The following is a 23,874-nucleotide window of genomic DNA, read 5'->3' as shown; positions in this document are numbered from 1 at the left end:
CCAGGTGCGCCACTGCGCCACCCACCAGACACGCCTTTGGCAATTCCCATGCCAGTCGCATCCCCGCACCAGCACGCCGGTTGCGGCCCGGTTGCGTGATGACGGCCGTGCCAGCGCGCAACACTGCGTTGCAGTTGCTCCAGAACTGAACAGCCCGCCTCGGCTGGCCAGCGTCAGTGGCCAAGCGCGGCTTCCTCACGCGCAGGGTAGAGATGGCCGACGTTGCGCAGGTACTCCGCGGGCATCGCGGCCCAGTGCGCGTAGGGCTGCGGCACCGGCATCGCCATGACCTCGGCCAGGTCCCGCCCCTGCGCCGCGGCCTCGCGCAGGCGCGTGTCCAGCCATTGCAGGTAGCCGCGCGTCTGCGCGATGGCCTCAGCGCCGCCGCCGGCCGCAGGCACTGGCCCGTGGCTGGGGACCAGCACGCGCGCCCCGCTGTCGGCCAGCAGCGCCTGCAGCCGGCCCAGGCTGGCCAGCCAGCGGCCGATATCCGCGTGCGGCGTGGTCGGAATGCGTTGCCGGAACACCAGCCCGCCGGCAAAGACCACGCCCGCGCTGTGGTCCAGCACCACCAGGTCGTCGCCGGTATGGCCGTCCAGGCGCACCATCTCCAGCGTATGGCGCCCGATCGTGAGCCGGCCCGGCGCCAGCGCGTGCGCAGCCGGCACGGGCTCGGTGCCGCGCATCCAGTCGCCGCACAGGCGGTAGAGGTTGTCGGCATAAGCGGCGCCCTCGCGCCGCGCCCCGTCGATGGTGCCGGCCAGGGCGCTGCCGCCCACATCGGCATAGGCCTGGTTGCCGAAGAAATAGTCGGGATGCAGGTTCAGGTTCAGCACCAGCCGCACCGGGGCGGCCGTGACCGATGCAATCGCCTTGCGCTGCTGCTCGCCATACAGCCGCGACGGGCCGGTGTTGATAACCACTATGCCGTCGCCGGTGTCGATGAACGCCGTATTGATGATGTTGCAGCCGTTGCCGGGCGCGAAGTCGGCATTGGCGCCTTCCAGCAGCCACACGCCCGCGGCGATCTCGCGCGGGGCCAGGCGATAGTCAGGAGGCTGCAGCGCAGCCTGCTGGGCGAATGCCGGCGGCACGGGCTGGCCCGCCAGGCATAGCAGCAACCACAGTAGCAATCGCCGCTTCATGGTGACACCCGCGCCGCGATGCGGTTGCCGTTGTTGTCGTGGCCGGCCACCGTCATGCCCGGCGGCACGGCATCGCGCAGGTCGAAGGAGAAGATCGGATTCTCGGCAACCGGCTCATGCAGCGTCAGGCGCAGCAGCGGCTGCCGGGCCGCGTCGGCAAGAACCAGGGTCTCGATGTGGAACGCCGGGATGCCCGCTGCCAGTCCGGTATCCATCGGATGCATCACGCGCAGCCGCACGCGTGCCGCGGCCCCGCCGAAGCCCGGGAACACGCGCGCGTCCACGCGATTGAGCGTGCGGCTCCAGCTGCCGTCGCGGCGGGTGGCGCCGGGCACCGTACAGCCCCCGCCGCCGGCATTGACCAGCACGCTGCCGACATGCCAGGTGCCATCGCGCGTGCGCGCCGCCACCCGCACCGGCGAAGCCTGTTCCAGCTTGAAGCGGAACGACAGCGACGGGCGCACCCGCAGCGGTTCGAACGCCAGCACCTCGCGGATCGGGTTGCGGTCGACCGCCACCACGATGCGATCCACTTCGCCCAGCGCCGAGGCATCGAAGGCGATCGGCACGCGCATGGGGTCTTCCGCAAACGCCGGCCCGGTCACCCTGACGCGGCTGTCGAACACCACCGGGCCAGACTGCAGCAGCTCCTTGTGGATCCAGGCCCATTGCGGCGACTGCAGCGGATCGCTGTGCGCGATGACGGCGCCCGCTGCCCCGGCAGCCGCTACCGCCGCACTGGCCAGGCCCAGTGCGGCCGCCATCAGCAGGAGCATGCCCCACGTCCGCCGCCTCATGCCTGCTGCCCCCGGCGCGCCATGCCGCGCTGCGGGTCGTAGCCCTGCAGCGCCAGCGCGAAGAACACCACCGCGCTGCCCGCCACCACCGCCAGGCTCAGCGGCGCCACCTGCCCGTACAGCGCAAAGCGGATCGCCTCGACCGCGTGGGTGAACGGATTGAAGCGGGCCAGCTGGTACACCAGCTCCGCGCCCGACTCCTGCAGCTTCCACAGTGGATACAGCGCCGAGCTGATGAAGAACATCGGGAAGATCACGAAGTTCATGGTGCCGGCAAAGTTCTCGAGCTGGCGCACATGAACCGACAGCAGCAGGCCCAGCGCACCCAGCATCAGCGCGGCCAGCGCCATGGCGCCCGTCGCCGCCAGCAGGTGCAGGGACTCGAAGCGGATGCCGAAGGCCATCGCCACCAGCAGGAACGCGGCCATCTGCAGCAGCGACAGCACCGTACCCGCCGCCAGCTTGCAAGCCAGCAGCCAGCCCCGCGGCAGCGGCGCGGTCAGCAGCAGCCGCATCACGCCCATCTCGCGGTCGTACACCATGGCCAGCGACGACTGCATGCCGTTGAACAGCGCGATCATGCCCAGCAGTCCGGGCGCCACGTAGACCTTGTATTCGATGTAGGTGTCGTAGGGCGGCGCAATGGCGACGCCCAGCGCGTTCTGGAAGCCCGCGGCAAACACCAGCAGCCACAGCAGCGGGCGCACCAGCGACGACAGCAGGCGCCCGGGCTGGCGCAGGTACTTGCGCAGCTCGCGCCCGCAAACCGCGCGCAGCGCGCGCCAGCGATGGATCAGGATGGAGGCCATGGGTGCGCTACGCGGATGGGGCCCGGCACGCCGTGTCGGCTTCATCGGCGCCCAGGGTGTCGAGGTTGTTCTTCGGATGCAACACGCCTTCCACCGGGGCCATGCCGGCCACGCCGTCGGGGTGGGCCAGCAACACCGGCTGGCGCAGCTGGCGGTCCCAGCGGCGGAACGACAGCGGCGGCCCCTTGAAGCCGTCCACCACCACCTGCCCGGCGGCAAGCGCCTGCGCCTGTCCGGCAAACCCGGCCCCGGGCAGGCGCGCCACGCTCTCGGCAATGGCCTTGACCGCCACCCAGGCAGCCCAGTCGTAGCCGGTCATCGGACGGCCCGCCGCGCGCATGAAGCGCCGGTTGAGCTGCGGCCCGCCATTGCGCTCCCAGGCCCAGTGCCACGCCTGCGCGCCCAGCCCGCCGGCGCCCACCACCGGGCGCGGCAGCAGCGTGGCGTAGGGCACGCCGCGGGCGAACTCGCCGTCGGCATCGGCCACCACCACCACGTCATAGTCCACGCCGCCGGTCAGCAGGCCGAGGTTGGCCTGGTCGCGCTCACGCGGGTCGTTGGACAGCCGGAAGGCGCGCTGCGCCGACCAGGCAATGCCAAAGCGCCGCGCCGACGCCACCAGCGCGTCGCGCTGCGCCGCATCGGCCGCGGACGGGCCGCTCAGCAGCAGGGCGCGGCGCCATTTGCGCAGTGCCAGGTACTGCATCAGCGCATCCGCGCGCATGCGCAGGCTGGGCAGCGTGTGCAGCAGCACCGGCGCGCAGCCGGCGCCGCGCAACGCGTCGTCGTCGGCCGACACGTTGAACAACAAGGCCTCGCCCGGCTTGACCGCGCCCGTGGCCGCCCTGACCGATGCCGGCGGCAGGTCCAGCAGGATATAGCGCGTGCCCTGCCGCGCCAGCGCCGCGACCAGCGGGGCCACCTCGGCTTCAGTGCGGGCTTCCTGTGCTTCCAGCCTGAGCGACTGGCCCGCGGCCCCGAGCGCCACGCGCGCTTCGGCGGCCGCCACCTGGGCGCCGTCGAGCGCACGGCCCTGCGGCTGGCCGGGATAGCGCTGCGCCAGGCGCCGGGGCGCATAGCGCGCGTCGTCGGCCTGCGACACGACCGCCACGCGCACCTCGGCAGCGTGCACCGCGGCAGGCAGCCACCCCAGCGCCACGGCGCCCAGCCCGGCACGCCACCACTGCCACCACGCACGCGAGCGCTCAGTCATCGATCGCCACCGAATGCGGCACCCGGCCCGCCTTGAGCGTGGCCACCGCCTTGCGGCTGGCGGTGGCCACCACGCTGACATCGTCGGACAGGCCGTTGGCGACATACAGCCGCGCGTTGTCGCGGCTCAGCGCCAGCCCCCATGCGCGGCGGCCGACCAGCACATAGTCCTGCACCCGGCGCGACGCCACCTCGACCACCGCGACATGGTTGGCGCGGCCGAGCCCGATATAGGCGCGCGTGCCGTCGCCGCTGGCCGCCATGCCCACCGGGGTCACGTCCTCGGCGCGAAAGCCCCGCGGCGCGAAGGCGATGGTCTGGGCCACCTCGAAGGTATCGGTACGGATCACGCTGACGCTGGCCGAGAGCTCGTTGGATACCCACAGCTCCTTGCCGTCGCGCACCAGCAGCAGCCGCCGCGGCCGGTTGCCGACCTGGATATTGCGGATCACCTTGCGCGAGGCCACGTCGATGACATGGACCAGGTTGGCCACCTCCGAGGTCACGTACACATGCCTGCCGTCGGCGCTGACCTTGACGCCCTCCGGCTCCTCGCCCACCCTGACCGCGAACACGCGCTTGCCCGACGCCGTGTCGTAGGCCGACAGCAGCCCGTCCTCTTCATTCGAGACATAGAGCGTGCGGCCGTCCTGGCTGAGATCGAACAACTCCGGATCATCCCCCACCGGCAGCGATGCCACGGTCTTGCGGCTGGCCACGTCGACCACATCCACCCGGTTGTCGTCGCTGCAGGCCACGTACAGGCGCGTCCGGTCGGGCGACAGTTGCAGGTGGCGCGGGCGCTTGCACTGCCGCCATACCGCGACCAGCTGCCGGCTGCGGGCATCGAAGACGGCGAGGGCATCGTCCTTCTCGCTCGAGACAAAGACCTGGTTGCCAGCCTGGCCGGCGGGTCGCGCGGCCCCGCCCTGCGCGCCTTCGGCCAGGCCGGCGGCAACCAGCAGCGTCGTGACCAGCAGCAAGGCGCCGGCAAACCAGCGGGGAGATGGCATCTTGTTCATGCGGGTACGCGCCTCGCGGCCGGGTCAGTGACAGGGGCCCGCGGCGTCATGGCCAGGAAAGCGCCCTCCAGGGTGTCGCACGCAGCGGCGCCGCGCAGTGCGGCCGGGGTGCCGTCGAAACGCACCATGCCGCGGTCCAGCACGATCACGCGGTCGGCGTGCTCCACCTCCTGCACCAGGTGGGTGGCCCACAGCACGCCGGCCTGCGCCCGCGCCGTCAGGCGCCGCGCATCGGCCACCAGTTGCGCGCGCGAGGCCGGGTCCAGCCCCACCGTCGGCTCGTCCAGCAGCAGCATGGCCGGTTCATGCAGCAGCGCGCGCGCCAGTTCCACCTTGCGCCGGTTGCCGCCCGAAAGCTCGCGCACCGGTGCGCGCGCACGCGCCGCCAGCCCGAAGTCATCGAGCAGCCGGGCGATGCGCAGCGCCGCCACGCCGCGCGGCAGCCCGTGCAGGTCCGCGTGAAAGCGCAGGTTGGCCAGCACCGGCAGGTCCAGGTCGATGGCCGGCTGCTGGAACACGATGCCCAGCCGCGCCAGCGCGCGCACCGGATCGCGCCGCATGTCGCTGCCCATGACCGTGACCTGCCCGGTATCGGCCACGAACAGGCCGCTGAGGATCTGGAACAGCGTCGTCTTGCCCGCCCCGTTGGGGCCGAGCAGTGCCACGAACTCGCCGCGCCGCACGCTGAGCGAGACCCCATCCAGGGCCACGCGGCTGCCAAAGGCCTTGCGCACGGCATCGCAGCACAGCGCCGGCGGCGCTTGCATGGCCATCACAGCTGCCCCCTGGGCCGCGCGGTGCCCACGCGCTCGGCAAAGCTCCGCTCGGTCTCCCACGCATGGCGCAGGAAGTCATCGTATTGCGCGGTATTCAGGTAGGTCAGCTCCTGGTCGTACCTGGCCAGTTCCGCAAGGTGGCGCGGCTGCTGCATCGCGGCACGGAATGCGTCATGCAGGCGGCGGACGATTGCCGGATCGGTGCCGCGCGGCACGCCGATGCCGTAGGGCGAGTTATGAACCGCATCGGCAAAGCCCAGCTCGCTTACCGTCGGCACCTCGGGCCAGCGCGGTGAGCGCTGCGCGCTGAACACGGCCAGCAAGCGCAGCTTGCCGGTCTCGACGAAAGGCGCGAAGCCGGTGGAATTGACCCCCGCCATCAGCGAACCGTTGGCCACCGCCAGCATCTGGTCAGCGGTGCCGTGATACGGCACGTGGATATAGCGCACGCCGCTGCGCCCGAGCACGTCCTCCATCGCCAGATGGGCGGTGGTGCCGATGCCGGTGGAGCCCACGGTCAGCTCGCCCGGATGCGCGCGGCCCCAGGCGACCAGGTCGCGCAGCGAGCGTAACGGGCTGTCTGCGGGCACCACGATGCCGAAGGTATAGCCCGAGATCATCAGCACCGGCTGGATGTCGCGCAGCGGCTGCCAGGCGGTCTTCTGCTGATGCGGGAAGCGATATACCGTCAGCGGCAGCTGGCCGATGGTGTAGCCGTCCGGCCGCGCCGCGGCAAGCAAGCCTCCCACCAGCGTGCCGCCGGCGCCCGGCCGGTTCTCCACCACGACCGGCTGCCCCAGCTCGCGCCCGGCCAGCTCCGCCAGGATGCGCATGGAGATATCGGTGGCGCCGCCCGCTGGCCATGGCACCACCAGCGTGATCGGCCGCGACGGATACCCGTGCGCGCCCTCGGCCAGCGCTGCGCCCGCATGGACCAGGCCGAGGCACGGCAACAGCAGGCAGGCAAGGCAGCGACCAAGGCGGCGGAACATGGCTAAGCACCAGGCAGAGTGTTGATGCAGGTGAACAGAGCAAGGCCGATACCATGTGCAGCGCAGCATCAGGCCGCGCTCCATGCCAGCCGTTGCCTGGCCGCGCCGGACGCACTGCCGGACGCTGCAGCCAGGCCGTGCCTTGTGCGGTGCGCTGCGAACGACTGTCCCATGGTTGAGCACCGGCCCGCTGCTTGTGTCCGCAGCTGTCCTGTTTTGTGACAGGCATCGGCGCAAGGCGGGTTCGGCCAGCGCGTTCCCGGGCCGCTCACCGCGCAAGTGCCGGACTCCCGATGCACGGTACGAAACCTGCTCAGCTCCGGGCAGGCGCTACCCAATGCAGGTATCGCGCCGCTTATCCGGAGGAGACGGAACCATGCCAGCCAACCCGCGCCCCGCACCGCCAGGGCAGGCGCCGCGCGACACCGTGGCTTGCCGCCGCAGGACCAGCCGCGGCGCCGCCACCGCGATTGCCATGGCGGTCGCCCTGATGACCCAGCGGCCCGCTGTTGCGCAGCACGACACCGCTGTCCCAAACCAGGACAGCGCCATGCTGCCGGAAGTCCTGGTGGTGGCCGCCGCGCCGCTGCCAGGCATCGGCGTCGACAGCGACCTGGTGCCCTACACCGTGCAGACCGTGCGCGGCGACGACCTGGATCGGTCGCGCGCCGGCAACCTGGCCGAGTACCTGTCCCGCAACCTGGCCGGCGTCAACGTCAACGACATCCAGGGCAGCCCGTTCCAGACCGACATCACCTACCGCGGCTTCCGTGCCTCATCCATTCCGGGCGTGCCGCAGGGACTGTCGGTCTACCTGGACGGCATCCGCGTCAACGAGCCCTTCGGCGACGTGGTCAGCTGGGACATGATCCCGGAAGCCGCGCTGGCGAGCGTGTCGCTGGTGTCCAGCGCCAACCCGGCCTACGGCCTCAATACCCTGGGCGGGGCGCTGGCCATGACCACTCGTTCCGGGCTGGACTCGCCCGGCTTCGAGGCCGACCTGTCCTACGGCAGCGGCGCCCGCAAGCGCGCCGACCTGTCCGGCGGCGTGCGCAGCGACAGCGGCTGGCACGCATTCGCGGCCGGCACCCTGTTTCAGGAGCATGGCTGGCGTGACCAGTCGGGCGGCCGGCTTGGCAACGTCTTCGCCAAGGCTGGCTATGCGGGCGACACTGACAGCTTGGACGTCTCCGTGCTGCACGGCCGCAGCACGCTGACCGGCAACGGGCTGGTGCCCAGCTTCCACGCCAGCGCCAATGGCACGCTGCCAGACCTCTACCAGGCCAACCGCCACGCCGTGTACACCTACCCCGACCAGACCCGCAACCAGGTGACCCAGGTCGTCGTCAACGGCCGCCACTGGTTCGACGACAAGACCAGCGCCGCCGCGCTGGCCTACGTGCGCACCAGCCGCCGCGACACCACCAACGGCGATGTCAACCCCGCCTACGAGGCCTATGCCGAAGACTGCGAGGACGGCTTTGCGCCCGACGGCAGCCCGCTCGGCGCCGACTGCGGCATGACCCGGGCCGAAGGCGCCGCGCTGCATCCCGCCGTGATCAACACCACCCATATGTGGCAGCAGACCGTCGGCATGGCGCTGAGCATGGCCAGGGAGACCGACCGCCACCTGCTCAACGCCGGCCTGACCCTGGACCGCAGCCGCCTGACCTATTCGCAGTACGCGCAGCCTGGCACCTTCACCGACGACCGCGGCGCCGTGGCCGACCCGGACGCCCCCAATGCCCTGTTCTCCGGCGTCGGCGGCAGCTCGCGCATGCTCGGCCTGTACCTGTCCGACACCTGGTCGCTGACCCCCAGCACCTTCCTGACCGCCTCGGCCAGGTGGAACCACGTCGAGGTAAGCAATACCCTGCGCAACAGCGACGGCAGCGGACAGCCGCGCGAAAGCTTTACCTACCGCCGCCTCAACCCCGCGCTGGGACTCTCGCAGAAGCTGGGCGGCGGCGTCACCGTGTTCGGGGGCTACGCGCAGAACAACCGCGTACCGACCGTGCTCGAACTCGGCTGCGCCGACCCGACGCGGCCCTGCCGCCTGCCGGCCGGCCTGCAGGCCGATCCCTACCTGAAGCAGGTGGTCTCACACTCCTATGAAGCAGGCGTGCGCTGGCACCGCGGCAAGGACACCGAAGTCACCGCGTCGCTCTACCGCGTCGACAATCACGACGACATCCTCTTCCTGCGCGCGCCGAACACCCAGCTCGGCTACTTCGCCAACTTCGACCGCACCCGCAACCAGGGTCTGGACCTCACCGCCCGCCAGCGCGTGGGCGATGTCACGCTGCGGCTTGCGTACAGCTATCTGCAGGCCACCTACCAGGCCGCCGGCCAGCTTGCCGCCGGCGAACGCACCATCGACATCCGGCCCGGCATGCGCATGGCGGGCCTGCCCCGCCATACGCTCAAGCTGGGCCTCGACTGGCAGGCACTGGCCGGCCTGACGCTTGGCGCCGACCTGGTGGCGGTGTCAGGCACCGTCTCCAGCGGCAACGAAGACGGCCTGCGCAGCGACCCGCAGCCGGGCGCGCCGCCGAAGACCGCCGACTGGCATGTGCCCGGCTACGCCACCCTGAACCTGCGCGCGGCGTACAAGGTGAACAAGCGGTTTGAGATCTATGCACGCTTGGCCAATGTCTTTGACCGGCGCTACGAGACCTACGGACAGATCGCGAACGATGTGTTCCCCGGCGGTAGCCTGGTGCGCCCGCACGTGGCACCGGGGGATGCCGCCAGCGCGCTGTTCGTGGCACCGGGCGCGCCGCGCAGCTTCTGGCTGGGGGCGGTGTTCCGGATGTAGCAAGCCAGGCACGCCAGATCCACACCCACGCCCTGCGCCACGGTGTCGCCCTCACTCGTTTGAGTGTATTCAACCCCTCCCCTACGGAAGAGGGGATCAGCGCCAGGGAACTGCGGCCGACATGGCGGGGAGAAGGGGGCGCGGTCCGGCAGCCGTGGCGCGCCGGAATCCATGCAAAGCAAACAAGGCATGCGCCCCCTGCCCATCGAGAATGAGGAGGAATGCCGTGCGCGACAACCAGCCCGTCACCCAGCGCGAGTTTGATTTCCCGGACAACGCCACGCTGATGTCGACCACCGACACGCAGAGCTACATCACCTACGCCAACGCCGCGTTTGTCGAGGTCAGCGGATTCACGCGGGAAGAAATCCAGGGGCAGCCGCACAACCTGGTGCGCCATCCCGACATGCCCGCCGAAGCCTTTGCCGACATGTGGGCCACCCTCAAGGGCGGAGAGCCATGGACCGCGCTGGTCAAGAACCGCCGCAAGAACGGCGACCATTACTGGGTCCGCGCCAATGCCACGCCCGTGGTGCGCAACGGCCGGCCCGCCGGCTACATGTCGGTGCGCACCAAGGCAACACGCGAGGAGATAGCGGCAGCGGAAAAGCTGTATCGCGATTTCCGCGAGGGCCAGGCCGGCAGCCGGAAATTCCACAAGGGACTGATCGTGCGCACGGGCCTGATGGCCTTTACCTCGCTGTTCCAGACCATGCCGGTACGCTGGCGCGTGCGGCTGGCGCTGGCCGCCCTGCTCCCCGTCAGTATCATCGGCGCCTGGGGCATGGGCCTTTCCGGCATGGCACTACCAGGCTTTGCAGGGGTCATGGCGCTTGCCACGTTGCTGGCATCCTGGTGGCTGCAACGGCAGATCACCACCCCGCTGGAACAGGTCCTGCAGCAGGCGCTGCGCGTGGCGTCCGGCGAAAGCCAGAAGGCCGTGCACATGAACCGGGTCGACGAGATCGGCATGACGCTGCGCACGATCAGCCAGCTCGGCCTGATGTTCCGCTGGCTGATCGACGACGTCAGCGGCCAGGTCGTCAATGTCCAGACCGCCAGCAATGAAATCGCGCGCGGCAATATCGACCTGAGCGCGCGCACCGAACAGGCGGCGTCCAGCGTGCAGGAAACCTCCGCGTCGATGGCGCAGATGACCTCCACGGTGCAGAGCAACGCGGAGACCGCGGCGCAAGCCAACAAGCTGTCCGGCTCCGCCAGCGTCGCCGCGGAGCGCGGCGGGCAGGCGGTGTCGGAGGTCGTCAACACCATGAACGAGATCACCGAGAGCTCCAGGCGCATCGCCGATATCATCGGCGTGATCGATGGCATTGCCTTCCAGACCAATATCCTGGCGCTCAATGCGGCGGTGGAAGCCGCCCGCGCCGGCGAACAGGGCCGCGGCTTTGCCGTGGTGGCCGGCGAGGTGCGCAGCCTGGCGCAGCGCAGCGCCAATGCCGCCAAGGAAATCAAGGGACTGATCGATGTCAGCGTCCACAACGTCGCGTCCGGCGCCAAGCTGGTCGACGAAGCCGGCAAGGCCATGGACGACATCGTCTCGCAGGTCAAACGCGTATCCGACCTGATCGCCGAGATCAGCGCCGCCACCACCGAGCAAAGCAGCGGAATATCCCAGGTAGGGGGCGCGGTCAGCGACCTTGACAACATCACCCAGCAGAACGCCGCGCTGGTCGAGCAAAGCGCAGCTGCGGCCGAAAGCCTGAAGCAGCAGGCAACACGGCTGGTGGAGGCGGTCAGCGTGTTCCGCTAAGCGCGGCGAAGCGGGCCGGCATGCAGTGAACCTGTCGGCCCGCTATCGGGGCGCGCTACTATTCGCCTGACACGGCGCCTTTGCGTCGAGCGTCAGCCCTGCCCCCAACCCGTCATGACCCGCATTGTCCGCATCGCCCTCCACACCCTGGCATCCGCAAGCCTCATGTTCCTGAGCACCGCGCATGCCACCGACATCGACTGCGATCCGTCCGCCACCGCCGCCAACGCTACGCAGGCGCAGCGCCTGATCTGCGAATCCGCGCTGTTTTCCATGGGCTACCAGCGCATCTATGCCGACCAGCAGCGCCTGCTCAAGGCGCGGGCAATCACCGACGCCGACATTGCAGCATTCCGCAAGAAGCGGGACCGCTGCGATTCGGCATCGTGCCTGGACACGGTCTTCCGGGAGTGGAATGCATTCGCCAGCCGGGCGCGGGTCCCCTGACCGGAGAGCCTAAGCGGGCAGTCCCGCCCGCGCGGACTCAGAAAGCGCCGGCTGGCACAGCGTCGTTGCCGGCAGGGCCGGCCTTGCCTTTCCGGACGCCGGATGCCAGGGCACGGATGGCGGCTTCGCGGGAGTTTCCGATGCGCTTGTGCGCGGTCTCCAGGACCGCATCGATGTCCCGCCTGGTCACGGCGCGCTGCAGGGCACGCCAGGTCTTGAAGGAATTCTCCAGCGACCCGGGACGGGATGCGAGCCCCAGCCGCACATAGCGCAGGACCCGCAGCGAGATGGAATTCAGCAGCTCCCCGACCAGCCGGTTGCTCGACAGGTCTGCCATGGCCATGTTCGCCAGGAAGGTCACGCTGATATAGGCGTCCACCGATTCCTCGACAGCCTTGCCGAGCCGCGGCATGAATTGCTCGAATAACGCATCAAGCGCGTCCGCGCGTTCTTCCATCAACTGCCTGAGCAGAATCGCAAACAGTGCGTCCCGCACCACGTAGATATCCCGCAGGTCCTGGGCATTGGGCTCGGTGACAATGGCGCCGCGCCGCGCGCGGAACTCGACCAGCCGCTCCCGCTCCAGGATGCGCAAGGCCTCGCGCACAGGAGCGCGGCTGACCTCCAGGACCTCGCTGATGTCTTTCTCAAGCAGGCGTTGGCCTGCGTGGATCACGTCGATCGTAATCAGTCCCGCCAGCCGCACCGCAATCTGGTCGGCGACGGATGCCGACCAGTCGCGTCCATGCATAAGCGCCTGCTCGACCGCCAGCGTGACCGGATTCTGCGGTGTTTGCGGCGCAAGCAGCGACTGCAGTTCTGGCGTGTTGGTAGTCTTGAGTCTGCCCATGAGGGGTAAGTCCTTCCGATTATTGGGGAACCGGTCGGGTGTTGCCCTCGATCGGCGCTGCACCGCTCGCAGCGCCCAAGATCTTACCTTACGTGGCGTATCGGGCGGATGGCCGAGGGTGGCATCACGGTCGGTGCAGGCTAAGCAGTGGTCTTTCGGCGCACTGTGCCGCGCGTGGACCGGCTCTCCTTGGGGCTGCAACCAAATTGCGCGTGATACCAGCGCGAGAATCCGCTCGGCGCGGAAAACCCGAGCAGGGTCGCCACCTCGGTCAACGAACGATCGCTCTCGATGACATGACGCGCGGCAAGCTCCGTGCGGATGTCGTTGACGATCGACGAGAAGCTTTGTCCCTCTTCCGCCAGCCGGCGCTGGACCGTACGGCACACCACGCCCAGATGGTCCGCCACTTGCTCGATGCTGCAACGTCCGCTGGGCAACAGCAGCAGGACAATGCGCCGCACGTCTTCTAGCATGGTCGCGTGCTGCGACATGACAGACGCGTCGATCAGCTGCTGCGCGTAGCGCGCCATGGCCGGATCGGCAGACGGGTTGCGTGCATCGAGATCGGCCTTCGCGCAGATGATGCAGTTGAAGTCATAGTCGAACTCGACGCAAGGGCCAAAAAACCGTTGGTGCGTACCAAGGTCGCGCGGCGCCGGGTGCTCGAAGCATACGCGCCGCGGCTCCCAGTCGGGCTTGAGAAGCTGGCGTATCAGCCGCACCATTACCCCCAGCGCCAGTTCAACCCTTTGGCGCGTGGGCTGATGTGCGCTGCCAGCGATGACCGCCTCGCGAATAATGACCAGTTCGCCGCACTCCTCTACCGCCAGCGACAGCGCACCGTTGAGCAACGCCTGATAGCGCATCAGCATGCGAAGCGAGTCGCGCAGCGTCGCCTGGTCGCGGATCAGCAATCCTACGGCCCCAAGATTGGACAACAGGCGCGACTCGGCCATGCACAGTCCGAAACTCTCGTTGCCTGACATGGTTGCCGACGCCTGCAGCAGTCGTCCGACACGCTCAACCGGAATCATGAGGTCCGGCTCGCGCAGCACGCCCGGACTCAAACCCGCGTCAAGGAGCATCCGCACCGGGTCCAGTCCGGCGGCTCGGGCGACCTCGCTGTAGTTGGTGAGGGCCGCAGCGCGGACAAGTGACGACATTAGCGAGCAGAGTGGAACATTGACATGGAATGATAAATCCCGGTCATGTAGTGTCAAGCGGGAGAAACCCGCTGGATCCAGACTCGCAGGAATCGATCGGCCTGTTCGAAAAATCGGAGACAACCTTCATGATCCAACGCCTCAAAGCGGCACCCGCAGTGGTCCGCGCAACCTCTCTGGGCAATTCGATCCAGGTCGAGCCAGTCACCTGCACGATCGGTGCTGAGCTCAGCAACGTCAACCTCGGCGCGGCTGCCGAAGACGAGCAGCTGATGGCTGAAATCCGCGCCCTGCTCCTCAGACATCGCGTGCTGTTCTTCCGCGACCAGGACATCACGCGCGCGCAGCACGTAGCTTTTGCGCGCCGCTTCGGCGAGCTGGAGGACCATCCGGTGGTGGGCAGCCATCCCGATTACCCGGGGCTGGTCCAGATCTACAAAACCCCGGACAGTCCTCCCGACCGCAACGAGAATTCCTGGCATACCGATGCCACCTGGCGCGAGAAGCCACCGCTAGGCTGCGTGCTGCGCTGTATCGAGTGCCCACCCGTGGGCGGCGACACCATGTGGGTCAACATGGTCGAGGCCTACAACCAGTTGCCCGAGGATATCAAGACGAAGATCGCCACATTGCGCGCGCGCCACGGCATCGAGGCGAGCTTCGGTGCCGCCATGCCGATCGAAAAGCGTCTTGCGCTGAAGGCCCAGTACCCGGACGCCGAGCACCCGGTGGTGCGCACCCATCCCGAAACCGGAGAGAAAGTGCTGTTCGTCAATGGAAGCTTTACCACGCACTTCACCAACTACAACGTGCCGGCCAATGTGCGCTTCGGCATCGACAAGGCGCCGGGTGCCGCAAATCTGCTTAGCTACCTGGTCAGCCAGGCCACCATCCCCGAGTACCAGGTGCGTTTTCGCTGGAAGAAAAACAGTGTTGCGTTCTGGGACAACCGTTCGACCCAGCACTACGCAGTGATGGATTACCCCCCGTGCCACCGGAAGATGGAGCGCACCGCAATTATCGGTGACGCGCCTTACTGAAAGATCGACACGACCGGTCGGGCATGCCGCAACGGTAGTCACCACCCAGCCCAGTTGCGCGGCCGGGTGACTGCCGTATTATTCCGGCTGGTAGTTGATGGACTTCAGCAGCGCGGCCTGTTGCTGGTATGCCTGCTTCAGGTCCGCCATCATCTCTTCCGAGGTGGCGGCATTCCCCTGCTCCATGCCCATATCCTTGACGCGGTTCTGCACTGCGGGCTGCTTGAAATACGCCAGCGTCGCCTCGCGGATTTTTTGCTGGACCGCCGGAGCGACATCCGGGCGCGACCACACGGCGAACCAGCCCGCTTGCGCCAGCTGCGGGTAACCGAGCTCCTTGAACGTCGGCACATCCGCCAATCCGGCAATCCGGGTCGGATAGGCCACGGCAATCGCTCTGATCTTCCCCGCCTTGATCAGCGGCATTGAGGTAGTCACCCCATCGAACATCAGCGGCACATGGCCGCCCATCAGGTCGTTCAATGCCGGAGGAGAGCCCTTGTAGCCAACATGCCGCATTGGCACGTGGGTGAGTTGCCCGAGCAGTATGCCCGAGGTGTGGCCCCTCAATCCCGCAGCGTAGGAAGCGAAAACCAGGCCGTCCTTCTGCGATTTGCCGTAGTCCACCAACTGCTTGAGGTTAGAGACCGGCACATCCTTGTTGGCAACCAGCACCAACCCCGTGCGGCTGACCTGGGCCAGGGGCTTCAGGTCGGCAAAGGGCTTGTAATAGACCTTGTAGGCCAACGGCGCTTCGCTGACGACACCGCCCTGGATGACCAGAAGGGTATGGCCATCCTTGCCGGTGGCCTGCAAATCGCTGATCGCCAGCGCGCCGGCGGCACCAGGCTTGTTTTCCACGATCACCGGCTTGCTCCACGCCTTCTGCAGGCCTTCCGCCAGCAGCCGCGCCAGGGCGTCGGCGCTGCCGCCGGCAGGCCCCGCCACCACCAGGCGGATCGGCTTGCTTGGCCAATCCTCCTGGGCGTGAGCCACGGGCACCCCACCGACGACACCGACTCCGATCGCCAGGGCGTATCCGCGCCACCATAGGTTATTGGTTCGCTTCCTCATGTCTGTACCTCTTGATTGCCGTCTTTTCTCAATTCTCGGATCGCCACGCGTCAACCGGCTTGACCGATCACGCCAAGTTGTTGTCGATTCGCGCAAACAGAGGGAAAACCCTGCTCGCGGTATCGGCCACACGGCAATTGAGGTCTGGGGGGTCCACGGCAGCAAGGCGAAAGAGCGGGACCCACACCGTCGCGGGTCCCGCCTTCGCCATCACATGTTGGGTCCGGGATGCCGGGCCGTCAGTTCCTCCAAGGGCTCTTTACATGCATTCGGCCTTGCGCAGGAAGCCCTGGTGGCCACCGTTACGATTGGGTGCGAAGCCATTCTTCTGAAGCGTCTCTTCCACCGTGTCGTAGAAGACCCCAAGCTGCAAGATCTCGCGGGTCTGCTGCGCCGTCGCGATGGGGCGACCAAATTCGCCGGCGATACGCACCAGTTGCTTGATCTGCTCGACGGTGCTCATCTTTCCCGTGCGGGTCTGGTTCCAGAGCACGTCCTCGATGCCACACCGCACATGCAGGCCCAAGGCCATGCCGATCATGTTGATGGGAAGCACATTCAACACCGAACTCTCCACCGTTACCACGGCTCCGTCCGGCACAGCGCGCAGGATGTTTGCCAGGTTGTAGATGTTCGCCTGATCCATGCCGCCGCTGATAGCCACCCAGTTCATCACCAGCGGGCCCTTGTAGACGCCGCGGCGAATCATCCGCTCAATCGTTTCAAAGCTGTTGATGTTGTAGCACTGAAACTCACTCTGAATCCCGGCGGCTGTCAGACGCCGAACGTGCTCCTCGAACCAGCTGGGATTCGAGGGCACGACCATGTCCTTGTAGGTATCGTAGAGGTGCGCGAACCCTCGCGACAGTCCTTTGAAATCATCCACACCGGCATGCTCCGTCACATTCATCTGCGAGGTGTTGACGGTCACCGTCACCTGGTCGGGCTTAGGATCGAGTTCGGCCAGCATATGCCGCGTGTCATCGCTAAGCCATTTGGCGCCTTGGCCCTCTTCAGGCGCGAAGCTGATGGAGCCGCCCACCTGGATGACCATTTCAGGACAGGCCTTGCGCACGCCGGCGATCAGCTCATTGAACTTGGACAGGCGCTTGCTGCCCTTGCCGTCCTCTTCGCGCACGTGCAGATGCAGCACTCTCGCACCGGCTTCATAGCAATCCACCGCCTTCTGGATCTGGTCCGCTATGGTGACCGGGATATCTTCCGGGAAGTCTGACGGGATCCAGCCCGGCGCATAGGGAGCGGCGGTGATGATCAGAGGCTGCTGGTTCTCGGGATACAGGTGGCCGTCAAGGAAGTTCATGTTGGTGGATCTCCGGGTTGAGATGTGAATCTTGAGAAGGTCGATGGATGAGACAGCTGCTTCGTGCCGTCAAATCACGAAAATGGACGAGCCGGTGGTCTTCCGCGACTCCAGGTCCCGGTGTGCCTGCACGGCATCCTCCAGGGCATAGCGCTGATTGATCCCGATGCGGATGCGGCCAGCCGCCACGTGGCCGAACAGCTCGCCGACCAGTTCCGCCTTCTCGGCAGGATCGGCGATATAGTCGGCCAGGCCCGGGCGTGTCAGGAACGCCGAGCCCTTGCGGGCCAGAATTGCCGGATCGAACCCGGTTACCGGGCCGGAGGCGAAACCCACGCACACCAGCAGGCCGCGGCGCCTGAGGGAGTCCAGCGAGGACATGAAGGTGTCCTTGCCCACGCTGTCGAAGACCACGTTCACGCCCACGCCGTCGGTCAGTTCCCGCACGCGCCTGGCCACGTCCTCATGGCTGTAGTTGATGGTGTGGTCACAGCCGTGGGCGCGCGCCACTTCGGCCTTGGCATCGGTCGAAACCGTGCCGATCACCGTCAGCCCCAACAATTTGGCCCACTGCGCAACGATCAGGCCAACACCACCTGCCGCGGCATGCAGCAGGATGGAGTCGCCCGCCTTGAAGGGGTAGATCCGGCGCATCAGGTAGGCCGCCGACAAACCGCGCATGGTCATGGCCGCCGCGACTTCGCAACTGATTGCCTGCGGCAGCCTGATCAGCGGACCGGCAGAGATCAGCCGCTCCGTGCTGTAGGCGCCCAGCGTGTTGGTAAATCCGGTGTAGGTCACACGGTCGCCGACCGCCAGATGGGTGACGCCGGCACCGACAGCCTCAATCACGCCAGCGGCCTCGTTGCCGATGCCGCTGGGCAGCGGCACCTTGTACGTGCCGCTGCGGAAGTAGGTATCGGCGAAGTTCAGGCCTGCCGCCACGTGGCGGACGCGGACCTCCCCCGCTCCGGGCTCACCAACGCTGCCGTCCTCAAGACAAAGGACGTCGGGTCCGCCGGTTTCATAGAACTTAACGATTTTCGCCATGCCGTCTCCTGTTCTCTATCGAATATGACCGTTCACCTGCGGATCGGCGGTTGAGCTCGCCGAAGGACAAACCGGTTTGGGGATGCAGTGGATGGGTTGATGTCTGGGTGTGTTTCGCGACGATCGAATCATCTGGCAGGGGGCAACGTTCCGCTTTACCTGGCACGCCTTGAACTTTCCTTCTTATGACAAGGATTCGCTGGTGCAGGCGCACTGGATCGTTGACGGCCGGCTGCCATCATGGCGGGCAGTGGGCCGCTGGGCAGGCCGCAATGACGGGGCGCCAGCCCCTATTCGTCGACCCTGATCCCTGCGTCGCTAGCGATCTTCGACCAGACTTGCAGATCGCTGCGGACGATCTCGCCCAGCTGCGCGGAGGTCTTTACCGGCGGCGGCTCGAAGTTCAGTTTCTTCATCAGCGCCGCGATCTCCGGCAATGCCTGCACCTTGTTGGCCTCATCGGACAGCCGCTTCACGATCGCCGGACTGGTTCCGGCCGGGGCGAACATGCCGAACCATCCCACCGTGTTGAACTTGTAGCCCTGTTCACTCATGGTCTTGACGTCGGCAAGCTGTGGCGAGCGCACGTTGCCGACGATGGCAATGCCACGCACCTTCCCGGAACGCAGGAACGGAACCGCGACGCTGGGATCGGTCCAGCCGATCTTCAGCACCCCTGAGGAAAGCTCGGTGAGCAGTTGACTTGTTGTCCGATATGCGACGTGCTCGGTCTTCATGCCGGTCTGCTTCTTCAGCCATTCCATGGTCAAGTGCGCGGACGAGCCGGTGGCCCAGCTGCCATAGCTGTACTTGTCCGGATTCGCCTTCACCAGCTCGATGAGTCCTGGCAAGTCGTGCACCGGCAGGTCCGGGCTCACCAGCAGCAACACCCCACCCGCGGCTGTCTGCGCGATCGGCATGAGGCCCTTTCTTGCCTCCTGGGATATGGACTTCATGACGGCAGGCGCAACCACCATGTTGGATGCCGTTGTGTAGAGAATCGTGTAGCCGTCCGGCGCCGCCTTGAGAACGGCATTGGTTCCGATCACCCCGCTGCCGCCCGGCCGGTTCTCCACGACCACGGCCTGCTTCAGCGATTCGGAAAGGCGCTGCGCCATGGCCCGCGCCAGCGCGTCGGTTCCCGAGCCGGGAGACGACGGAACGATCATTTGAATCGGGCGTGCGGGCCAGGCTTCCTGTGCCTGCAGCGGCCCTGGCGCGCACAGGGCAATGATTGCCTCTGCGCACAATGTGATGGCGAGCAGCTTCTTCAGTGATGACATTGTCGTCCCCAGTTCTCTCGACTATTCCCCAGCCTGAAAAGTGCTGCCAGCCCCACCATTGGGCGGCCAGCGATTGCTACCGGCTCAGGCTATCGTGCGCAAATCATAGCAGTCGCAATTTTTATTGTCGACATGAATATATTTGGCTGGGTCGCGAGGTTGCCGGGGATCGATTCAGCCCGGCTTCTTGCCCGTTGGCGCCGTGCCCTCCGTCGCGGGCGCCTCGAAGGCATCGAACAAAAAATCGGGGGCGCTGGTGTTGTGGCGCGACCGGACGGTACGGCCGAATCGCACCGCGGTTGCCTGCATTGAAGTAACTGCCATCACCGGCTTCCTGATGGCCTCACCAGCCGGCCCGGTCGTCCAGGTGACCTCGCTCGCGTCTGCGTTGTCGTCGGCAACATACATGGAGCGCAGCATCGCGAACGCGCGCTTGGCGTCATAGGCCGGCAGGAACCGGACATCGAGCGCAGTACGCATGTCGCTGATTTCAGTGATCGCGACCGTTGCCTGGCCTCCGCCAGTGAAATGCAGCGTGAAAGCCAAGGGCTGCGGCTCGATTTCTATCCGAGCGATGTTGACCACCGGGCGCCCCTCCTGCTCTATCGGCCCCAGCAGGAACGAAGAGCCATAGGCATTGACACCCAGGTGGCGGGCCGGCAACGGTTTCGCCCGCCAGTAGCCATCGGCGGGATAGAGCACCAGGACCTCGGTACGGGTCCGCCCGGATTTCCGGAACACCTGGATCAGGTGAAAACCGGCATCGGCCCTGCCCGCTACCGTGACCGGCACCCGATGTGGCCGCCAGAAGCTTGCGAACGTGATCCCGACAATGGCAATGTCCCTGCCGTCGTAAAGGGTGACCGTGCGCGGCACAAAGACATGGCGGGGATCAGTCGGGTGAGGCGTCTTGCCGAAGTTGCACCCGGAGAAATCCGGCGCGGAGCTGTCAATGCGGATGGCGTTGACGTAGGGCGGATGCAATGCCTGGATGCGGAACCTGCCAACCGCGGCGGCGGACAGCGCGAACGAGACATTGTCTTCTTCCGCGCATGGGCCTGGCGTGCTGAAGTTCTCGACCTCCACGGCCAGCCGCTGCGCGCAAGCCGGCACGGAAAGCAGCGCCAGGCACAGGGTCGCGACAAGGCGCGTTGCGCGCATGCCAGGCTCCGTGAACGGGAATGAGGCGGGATCCGATTCCCGCCTGCGTGGACCTGTTCCTACTTGGTCCTGGGCGGCACGATCGCAGTGCCGGCGTCGGTGGTGCGCTCATGCTGCATGGTCGGCATCATGTTGCTGTTCAGGTGGAACATCACCCAGAGCGAACCCGTCAGCGTGATCACCACCAGCACCAGCGTGAACATCAGCGACAGCATGTTCCAGCCGCCCTCCGACCGCGCGTTCATGTGCAGGAAGTAGATCATGTGCACCACGATCTGCACGGCCCCGATCAGCAGGATAACGATGGCGGTGGTGGACGACTTGTCGAACACCTTTCCCATCACCAGCCAGAACGGGATCGCGGTCAGGAAGACAGACAGCACGAAGCCCGTCAGGTAGCCGCCCAGCGTGGCATGCGGCCCCACGTCCTCGTCATGCCCGTGGCTGTGTCCGTGGCTGTCCAGCGTTTCGTCGTGCGCGCTCATGGCAACGCTCCCATCAGGTAGACGAAGGTAAAGACGCCGATCCAGACGACGTCAAGAAAGTGCCAGAACATCGACAGGCACATCAGCCTGCGCTTGTTGGCCGTGATCAGCCCGTGCTGCGCCACCTGGGTCATCAGCACGACCAGCCAGATGATGCCGCACGTGACATGCAGCCCGTGGGTTCCGACCAGTGCGAAGAACGAGGTCAGGAACGCGCTGCGCTGCGGCCCTGCGCCCTCATTGATCAGGTGCGCGAACTCATAAAGCTCGACCGCCAGGAACCCCGCGCCGAAGACCCCCGTGATGGCCAGCCAGATCTGGGTTCCGGCGATGCGGTTCTGCTGCATCTGCAGCATGGCAAAGCCGTAGGTAATCGAAGACAACAGCAGGAACGAGGTGTTCAGTGCCACCAGCGGCAGCTCGAACAGCTCTGCCCCGCTCGGTCCCCCCGCATACTCCCGGCCCAGCACGCCATACGCGGCGAACAGGCAAGCGAATATCAGGCAGTCGCTCATCAGGTAAAGCCAGAACCCCAGCAGCGTCCCGTTCTGCGGGTGATGGTCTTCGGGCAGGTAGAACTGGTAGCCTCCCGGCGGGGCCGCGTCCGCGGTGCCGGTGCCGCTCACATGGTTGGGAAAGGTCGTGTCAGCCATGGCCAGCCATCCGTTGTGTGCGCGCCGCTTCGGTCTGGACCACCAGGTCGGCCGGGAGGTAATAGTCGCGCTGGTAGTTGAACGTATGGATGATCGCGCCGATGATCGTCGCCGCGAACGATGCTGCAGCCAGCCACCAGATGTGCCAGATCAACGCGAAACCGCAGAGCGTGGAGAACCCCGCGAGCACGATGCCGGCCGCGGTGTTCTTCGGCATATGGATCGGAATAAAGCCCTGCTGCGGCCGCGCGTAGCCATTCTGCTTCATGTGCCACCAGGCGTCGGTGTCGTGCACTACCGGCGTAAAGGCAAAGTTGTACTGCGGCGGCGGGGATGAAGTCGACCATTCGAGCGTGCGGCCGTTCCACGGATCGCCAGTCAGGTCCCGAAGCTCCTCGCGGTGGATGAAGCTGACCACCAGCTGGACCAGGAAGCAGGCAATGCCGATGGCGATCAGCAAGGCGCCGAACGCAGCCAGCTGGAACCAGACCTGGTGCGTCGCGTCCTCGAAATGGCTCATGCGCCGGGTCACGCCATGCAGCCCCAGCCAGTACAGCGGCATGAACGCAAAGTAGAAGCCGACCAGCCAGAACCAGAACGATGCCTTGCCCCAGGACGAGACCAGGCGATAGCCGAATGCCTTCGGGAACCAGTAAGTAATGCCTGCCATCAGGCCGAACAGCACGCCGCCGATGATCACGTTGTGGAAATGCGCGATCAGGAACAGGCTGTTGTGCAAGGAGAAGTCAGCCGGCGGCACCGCCAGCAGCACGCCGGTCATGCCGCCGATCACGAACGTGACCATGAAGCCGATGGTCCAGAGCATGGGGGGCTCGAAGCGGATCTTGCCGTGGTACATCGTGAACAGCCAGTTGAAGATCTTGGCACCGGTCGGGATCGATATGATCATGGTGGTGATGCCGAAGAACGAATTGACGCTGGCGCCCGATCCCATCGTGAAGAAATGGTGCAACCAGACCAGGTACGACAGCACGGTGATCACTACCGTGGCGTAGACCATCGACGCGTACCCGAACAGGCGCTTGCGGCAGAACGTGGCGACCACTTCCGAGAACACCCCGAACACCGGAAGCACAAGGATGTACACCTCCGGATGGCCCCATATCCAGATCAGGTTCACGTACATCATGGCGCTGCCGCCCAGCTCGGTGGTGAAGAAGTTGGTGCCGACGTAGCGGTCGAGCGCAAGCAGCGCCAGCGCCGCGGTCAGCACCGGGAACGCGGCAATGATCAGCACGTTGGTGCACAGCGCGGTCCAGGTGAAGATCGGCATGCGCATCAGCGTCATGCCGGGCGCCCGCATCTTGACGATGGTCACCAGCAGGTTGATGCCGGATAGCAAGGTCCCTACCCCGGCCACCTGCAGCGCCCATATGTAATAGTCGACGCCGACGTCAGGGCTGTGGATGATGCCGGACAAGGGCGGATAGGCCAGCCAGCCGGTGCGCGCGAACTCGCCCACGAACAGCGACATCATGACCAGGATGGCACCGCCCGTGGTCATCCAGAAGCTGAAGTTGTTCAGGAACGGGAAGGCCACGTCGCGCGCGCCGATCTGCAGCGGCATGACGAAGTTCATCAACCCCGTGACCAGCGGCATGGCGACGAAGAAGATCATGATCACGCCGTGCGCGGTAAAGATCTGGTCGTAGTGGTGCGGCGGCAGGTAGCCAAGGTTGTCGCCGAACGCGATGGCCTGCTGGATGCGCATCATGATCGCGTCGGCAAAACCCCGCAGCAGCATCACGATGCCCAGGATCACATACATGATGCCGATCTTCTTGTGGTCGATGCTGGTGAACCATTCCCGCCACAGGTAGCCCCAGAGGCGATAGTAGGTGAGCGCCGCGACGATTGCGCCCCCACCGATCACCACCACGATGAAGGTGCCGAGCAGGATGGGATCGTGCAGCGGGAGGGCCTCCCACGAAAGCCGGCCGAAGATCAAATTGGCGAGTTCCGAGCGCTCGGGCATGTTTGT

At 66.4% G+C, this 23,874-nt stretch carries 21 protein-coding genes; 4 read left to right on the top strand and 17 right to left on the bottom strand.

All coding sequences use genetic code 11. The features are described 5' to 3' along the window. Positions 1-173 precede the first annotated feature (173 nt). From I6H87_RS24045 to I6H87_RS24015, 7 genes are read right to left on the bottom strand one after another with little or no spacing between them, the layout of a single operon-like run. On the bottom strand, positions 174-1,145 hold the full coding sequence (locus I6H87_RS24045) for a quinoprotein relay system zinc metallohydrolase 1 (protein WP_011616977.1): 972 nt from the start codon (positions 1,143-1,145) through the stop codon (positions 174-176). Beyond that, entirely contained in the window at positions 1,142-1,921 is a 780-nt protein-coding gene (locus tag I6H87_RS24040; protein WP_011616976.1) for a quinoprotein dehydrogenase-associated SoxYZ-like carrier, read from the bottom strand. The genes I6H87_RS24045 and I6H87_RS24040 overlap by 4 nt, the downstream gene beginning before the upstream one ends. 17 nt (positions 1,922-1,938) lie before the next feature. Then, positions 1,939-2,751, bottom strand: coding sequence for an ABC transporter permease (locus I6H87_RS24035; RefSeq protein ID WP_010809769.1), 813 nt, complete (start codon positions 2,749-2,751; stop codon positions 1,939-1,941). 7 nt (positions 2,752-2,758) lie between these two features. Next, the gene (locus tag I6H87_RS24030) at positions 2,759-3,964 is read right to left on the bottom strand and encodes a type 1 periplasmic-binding domain-containing protein (RefSeq protein WP_011616974.1); all 1,206 of its coding nucleotides are present in this window, start codon (positions 3,962-3,964) and stop codon (positions 2,759-2,761) included. Continuing rightward, a complete protein-coding gene (locus tag I6H87_RS24025; RefSeq protein WP_011616973.1) occupies positions 3,957-4,985 on the bottom strand; it encodes a PQQ-dependent catabolism-associated beta-propeller protein in 1,029 nt (342 codons plus the stop codon). The genes I6H87_RS24030 and I6H87_RS24025 overlap by 8 nt, the downstream gene beginning before the upstream one ends. Continuing rightward, positions 4,982-5,758, bottom strand: coding sequence for an ABC transporter ATP-binding protein (locus tag I6H87_RS24020; protein ID WP_011616972.1), 777 nt, complete (start codon positions 5,756-5,758; stop codon positions 4,982-4,984). The genes I6H87_RS24025 and I6H87_RS24020 overlap by 4 nt, the downstream gene beginning before the upstream one ends. Then, positions 5,758-6,753: a tripartite tricarboxylate transporter substrate binding protein gene (locus I6H87_RS24015; RefSeq protein WP_010809765.1), complete on the bottom strand. Its 996-nt coding sequence runs from the start codon at positions 6,751-6,753 to the stop codon at positions 5,758-5,760. The genes I6H87_RS24020 and I6H87_RS24015 overlap by 1 nt, the downstream gene beginning before the upstream one ends. Before the next feature lie 376 nt (positions 6,754-7,129). Between I6H87_RS24015 and I6H87_RS24010 the strand changes: the two genes are divergently transcribed. The 3 genes from I6H87_RS24010 to I6H87_RS24000 all read left to right on the top strand — a co-directional run bounded on the left by I6H87_RS24010 (position 7,130) and on the right by I6H87_RS24000 (position 11,789). Continuing rightward, positions 7,130-9,571 carry a TonB-dependent receptor gene (locus I6H87_RS24010; RefSeq protein WP_011616970.1) on the top strand — a complete coding sequence of 814 codons (2,442 nt, stop codon included), beginning with the start codon at positions 7,130-7,132 and terminating at the stop codon, positions 9,569-9,571. Positions 9,572-9,797: 226 nt separating this feature from the next. Continuing rightward, positions 9,798-11,342, top strand: coding sequence for a methyl-accepting chemotaxis protein (locus I6H87_RS24005; protein WP_011616969.1), 1,545 nt, complete (start codon positions 9,798-9,800; stop codon positions 11,340-11,342). Positions 11,343-11,456: 114 nt separating this feature from the next. Continuing rightward, positions 11,457-11,789, top strand: a complete 333-nt coding sequence (locus I6H87_RS24000) for a hypothetical protein (RefSeq protein WP_011616968.1) — start codon at positions 11,457-11,459, stop codon at positions 11,787-11,789. Positions 11,790-11,826: 37 nt separating this feature from the next. On the opposite strand, the gene I6H87_RS23995 is transcribed toward I6H87_RS24000, so the two are convergent. Then, on the bottom strand, positions 11,827-12,702 hold the full coding sequence (locus I6H87_RS23995) for a GntR family transcriptional regulator (RefSeq protein WP_231881498.1): 876 nt from the start codon (positions 12,700-12,702) through the stop codon (positions 11,827-11,829). A gap of 77 nt (positions 12,703-12,779) precedes the next feature. Continuing rightward, positions 12,780-13,805: an AraC family transcriptional regulator gene (locus I6H87_RS23990; protein WP_011616967.1), complete on the bottom strand. Its 1,026-nt coding sequence runs from the start codon at positions 13,803-13,805 to the stop codon at positions 12,780-12,782. A 128-nt stretch (positions 13,806-13,933) separates the two neighbouring features. Between I6H87_RS23990 and I6H87_RS23985 the strand changes: the two genes are divergently transcribed. Then, on the top strand, positions 13,934-14,845 hold the full coding sequence (locus I6H87_RS23985; RefSeq protein WP_010809760.1) for a TauD/TfdA dioxygenase family protein: 912 nt from the start codon (positions 13,934-13,936) through the stop codon (positions 14,843-14,845). Between the two features lie 78 nt (positions 14,846-14,923). Here I6H87_RS23985 and I6H87_RS23980 read toward each other — a convergent pair whose 3' ends face one another. The 8 genes from I6H87_RS23980 to cyoB all read right to left on the bottom strand — a co-directional run bounded on the left by I6H87_RS23980 (position 14,924) and on the right by cyoB (position 23,868). Beyond that, positions 14,924-15,919 (bottom strand): Bug family tripartite tricarboxylate transporter substrate binding protein, encoded by a 996-nt coding sequence (locus tag I6H87_RS23980; protein WP_011616966.1) that lies wholly within the window; start codon positions 15,917-15,919, stop codon positions 14,924-14,926. 259 nt (positions 15,920-16,178) lie between these two features. Continuing rightward, positions 16,179-17,240, bottom strand: coding sequence for a beta-keto acid cleavage family enzyme (locus I6H87_RS23975; protein WP_011616965.1), 1,062 nt, complete (start codon positions 17,238-17,240; stop codon positions 16,179-16,181). A gap of 69 nt (positions 17,241-17,309) precedes the next feature. After that, a complete protein-coding gene (locus I6H87_RS23970; RefSeq protein ID WP_011616964.1) occupies positions 17,310-18,290 on the bottom strand; it encodes a quinone oxidoreductase family protein in 981 nt (326 codons plus the stop codon). A 290-nt stretch (positions 18,291-18,580) separates the two neighbouring features. Then, positions 18,581-19,573, bottom strand: coding sequence for a Bug family tripartite tricarboxylate transporter substrate binding protein (locus tag I6H87_RS23965; RefSeq protein ID WP_010809756.1), 993 nt, complete (start codon positions 19,571-19,573; stop codon positions 18,581-18,583). A gap of 174 nt (positions 19,574-19,747) precedes the next feature. Beyond that, positions 19,748-20,734 carry a hypothetical protein gene (locus I6H87_RS23960; protein WP_011616963.1) on the bottom strand — a complete coding sequence of 329 codons (987 nt, stop codon included), beginning with the start codon at positions 20,732-20,734 and terminating at the stop codon, positions 19,748-19,750. Between the two features lie 59 nt (positions 20,735-20,793). Next, positions 20,794-21,219, bottom strand: coding sequence for a cytochrome o ubiquinol oxidase subunit IV (gene cyoD, locus I6H87_RS23955; RefSeq protein ID WP_010809754.1), 426 nt, complete (start codon positions 21,217-21,219; stop codon positions 20,794-20,796). Then, on the bottom strand, positions 21,216-21,872 hold the full coding sequence (cyoC, locus tag I6H87_RS23950) for a cytochrome o ubiquinol oxidase subunit III (RefSeq protein ID WP_010809753.1): 657 nt from the start codon (positions 21,870-21,872) through the stop codon (positions 21,216-21,218). The genes cyoD and cyoC overlap by 4 nt, the downstream gene beginning before the upstream one ends. Next, the gene (cyoB, locus tag I6H87_RS23945; protein ID WP_011616962.1) at positions 21,865-23,868 is read right to left on the bottom strand and encodes a cytochrome o ubiquinol oxidase subunit I; all 2,004 of its coding nucleotides are present in this window, start codon (positions 23,866-23,868) and stop codon (positions 21,865-21,867) included. The genes cyoC and cyoB overlap by 8 nt, the downstream gene beginning before the upstream one ends. Positions 23,869-23,874 lie beyond the last annotated feature (6 nt).

Source organism: Cupriavidus necator, from assembly GCF_016127575.1.
Lineage (GTDB): Bacteria > Pseudomonadota > Gammaproteobacteria > Burkholderiales > Burkholderiaceae > Cupriavidus > Cupriavidus necator_D.
This window is presented reverse-complemented; position numbering and strand designations above follow the sequence as displayed.

Bases quoted from the DNA above. Each gene is read 5' to 3' on its own strand.
- I6H87_RS23985 (WP_010809760.1), top strand. From the start codon at position 13,934: ATGATCCAACGCCTCAAAGCGGCACCCGCAGTGGTCCGCGCAACCTCT.
- I6H87_RS24025 (WP_011616973.1), bottom strand. From the start codon at position 4,985: ATGAACAAGATGCCATCTCCCCGCTGGTTTGCCGGCGCCTTGCTGCTG.
- I6H87_RS23975 (WP_011616965.1), bottom strand. From the start codon at position 17,240: ATGAACTTCCTTGACGGCCACCTGTATCCCGAGAACCAGCAGCCTCTG.
- I6H87_RS24045 (WP_011616977.1), bottom strand. From the start codon at position 1,145: ATGAAGCGGCGATTGCTACTGTGGTTGCTGCTATGCCTGGCGGGCCAG.
- I6H87_RS24040 (WP_011616976.1), bottom strand. From the start codon at position 1,921: ATGCTCCTGCTGATGGCGGCCGCACTGGGCCTGGCCAGTGCGGCGGTA.
- cyoD (WP_010809754.1), bottom strand. From the start codon at position 21,219: ATGAGCGCGCACGACGAAACGCTGGACAGCCACGGACACAGCCACGGG.
- I6H87_RS24030 (WP_011616974.1), bottom strand. From the start codon at position 3,964: ATGACTGAGCGCTCGCGTGCGTGGTGGCAGTGGTGGCGTGCCGGGCTG.
- I6H87_RS24035 (WP_010809769.1), bottom strand. From the start codon at position 2,751: ATGGCCTCCATCCTGATCCATCGCTGGCGCGCGCTGCGCGCGGTTTGC.
- I6H87_RS23965 (WP_010809756.1), bottom strand. From the start codon at position 19,573: ATGTCATCACTGAAGAAGCTGCTCGCCATCACATTGTGCGCAGAGGCA.
- cyoB (WP_011616962.1), bottom strand. From the start codon at position 23,868: ATGCCCGAGCGCTCGGAACTCGCCAATTTGATCTTCGGCCGGCTTTCG.
- I6H87_RS23990 (WP_011616967.1), bottom strand. From the start codon at position 13,805: ATGTCGTCACTTGTCCGCGCTGCGGCCCTCACCAACTACAGCGAGGTC.
- I6H87_RS24000 (WP_011616968.1), top strand. From the start codon at position 11,457: ATGACCCGCATTGTCCGCATCGCCCTCCACACCCTGGCATCCGCAAGC.
- cyoC (WP_010809753.1), bottom strand. From the start codon at position 21,872: ATGGCTGACACGACCTTTCCCAACCATGTGAGCGGCACCGGCACCGCG.
- I6H87_RS23960 (WP_011616963.1), bottom strand. From the start codon at position 20,734: ATGCGCGCAACGCGCCTTGTCGCGACCCTGTGCCTGGCGCTGCTTTCC.
- I6H87_RS24010 (WP_011616970.1), top strand. From the start codon at position 7,130: ATGCCAGCCAACCCGCGCCCCGCACCGCCAGGGCAGGCGCCGCGCGAC.
- I6H87_RS24015 (WP_010809765.1), bottom strand. From the start codon at position 6,753: ATGTTCCGCCGCCTTGGTCGCTGCCTTGCCTGCCTGCTGTTGCCGTGC.
- I6H87_RS24020 (WP_011616972.1), bottom strand. From the start codon at position 5,758: ATGGCCATGCAAGCGCCGCCGGCGCTGTGCTGCGATGCCGTGCGCAAG.
- I6H87_RS23980 (WP_011616966.1), bottom strand. From the start codon at position 15,919: ATGAGGAAGCGAACCAATAACCTATGGTGGCGCGGATACGCCCTGGCG.
- I6H87_RS23970 (WP_011616964.1), bottom strand. From the start codon at position 18,290: ATGGCGAAAATCGTTAAGTTCTATGAAACCGGCGGACCCGACGTCCTT.